We start from the raw sequence: 2,033 nt of genomic DNA, 5'->3' as shown, positions 1-2,033 counted from the left end.
CGCGGACCGCTACCGAGCAGGAGTCGTCCTGGCTTCCCTGATCCTCTGGCTCCGCGAACCAGCCAGATGATCATTTGTCAGACAGGCCCTAGCCCTCGACGGTCCGGCGGTGCGGGCGGCGACCACCGATCTGGCCCTGAACCGGTGGCAGGCCGGCACCGAGACGGCGCTTACCGAGATCTACGCGCAATGGGTCCACCTCGGGGTGCCGTTGCAGGCTGGCCCGTCATGACGGGTGAACCGGCCCGGCCCGGGCTTGGTCACGGGCAGACTGTGATCATGACTTCCGCCCGCCGCCCGCTGTGGCAGCCCTCCACCGACCCGGCCACCGACACACCCCCGGCCGAACAGCAGCGACTGCTGCCAGCCGAGCGCCTGCCGCTCCCGGAAACGCCCGCCGCGCCCCGCCCGGATCGGCCCCAGACCGAAGGCGGGCGCCGGCCACTCGGACCGGGCGGCCTCACCTTCACCGAGGCCGAGTAGAACCGGCCGCGCCATGCACCCCGGGCGCTGCGCCTGCGCAACCCCCGTCCGGCGCTGCGAAACCGGCCTACTCGAAACAGCCTTCTGGAACACGATCCCGAAGCAGTCGAATGCTGGAACTGCTACCAGAAACGACGGTACCCCGGACAACCGCCACTTCGCCGCCCGGAGCCGAAGAAGGAGCGCCGATTCTTCGACTGACCAAAGAACTGCTCGCACAGGCTTCCCCGGCGCATTTCAAGAATCGCATAGAGCTGCCGGAGAAGGCCGTACGGAAGGAAAGGCCGCCACTTTACGGCAGGAAATCCGAACCGGCACGACCGACCTGCCAACGCCCTCGCTCGACCTCGCAGAACATCGGGTGTCCCGGTTTCCCCGCCGGTCGGGTTCCGTGCCGGGGGCCGGCCCCCGGCACGGGGGTTCGGTACGGGCTTCGGTACGGGTGTCTGCGGCTCGGGGTCGGTACGCAGTGCGGTACGTAGGACGGGCCCTGCCTCCGCGGACCGGCCATCTGCCCAGCTCAGAGGCGGTGAAGCCGGGAACTCACCACCCCGACTTACTCCCTGGGGCCCTGCTGCCGTGTCGGGTGGTGGGTGGGGTGGCTGGTCGGGCGCGGGTTCGGTGGCCGGCGCTGCGCTGGGCTTCTCCTTCCTCACGTCCGGCTGGTGCCGGCCGCGCGTGGTGGTCGGGCGGTTCTACGGGCGCGCTACCGGCCCTCTACGGGGCCCTTGGCGCCAGGGCCCCGTAGAGCAGCCGTAGAGGCCCTGTAGAGCCCGCAGGAGGCCGCGAGCAGCGACGTAGCGCGGTAGAGCCCGTAGAGCGGCGGGGCGGGCCCGCCGCCCCGGGCCCGCCCCGCGCCCCCGGCGGCCCGCGCGGAGGCCGAAGCGGATCCGGGTGGGCCGGGCGTGGCCCTGACCTGCGGCGGGGAGTTTCCGGCCGCCCTGGTGAGTTTGCTGCCCGTCAAACTCACCCGCCGCCCCGCCGGGGCGGCGGGTTCGGGCCCGATGCGGCGGGAATTCCTGCCGCCCGTTTTCCAATTCAAGCCCCGGGGTCCGCACCAGGGATTCTGCGGGGTTTTCCGGCAGTGGGTTTCTGATACAGGCCATCCGGGGATTTTCGGGCCGCTGCGCCGGACCGCCGCCCGGAGATTTTCCCGGGATGGGGACCCCTGTTCCGGCGGGATCGTCTGACGCTCGATGACTGATACAGGGGGTGGGATGGGAGTCCTGTCCCCACACAGGGCGTCAGGTGATGCACCCCCAGCCGACCCTCCGGACCCCTGTCACGGACCGTCACCACACCGGCGGGCACCGACCCCACCCTCCTCCCGGCCAGCCTTGCCCCGGAGCGTAGCGGAGGGGCTTTCACCTGGGCTGGAGCGCAGCGGAAGCCCAGGTGGGGCATGGAGCGGAGCGGAGTGCCCCAGGCCTCGCGCAGCGAGGCCGGCCTGACCGAAGGTCAGGCAACGGACACGCGGAGCGGGTCCGTCCACCGGCCGAAGGCCGGTGGCGAACGGAGGGCCGAAGGCCCGTAGGGACCCGCTCCGCGGG

1 protein-coding gene is annotated in these 2,033 nt (G+C 71.7%); it reads left to right on the top strand.

All coding sequences use genetic code 11. From position 1 onward, the window contains the following. Positions 1–279 precede the first annotated feature (279 nt). A complete protein-coding gene (locus ACPC54_RS41855; protein WP_498972994.1) occupies positions 280–483 on the top strand; it encodes a hypothetical protein in 204 nt (67 codons plus the stop codon). Positions 484–2,033 lie beyond the last annotated feature (1,550 nt).

Origin of the sequence: Kitasatospora sp. NPDC094028 (genome assembly GCF_049543595.1) — a bacterium.
Lineage (GTDB): Bacteria > Actinomycetota > Actinomycetes > Streptomycetales > Streptomycetaceae > Kitasatospora.
This window is presented reverse-complemented; position numbering and strand designations above follow the sequence as displayed.

Bases quoted from the DNA above. Each gene is read 5' to 3' on its own strand.
- ACPC54_RS41855 (WP_498972994.1), top strand. From the start codon at position 280: ATGACTTCCGCCCGCCGCCCGCTGTGGCAGCCCTCCACCGACCCGGCC.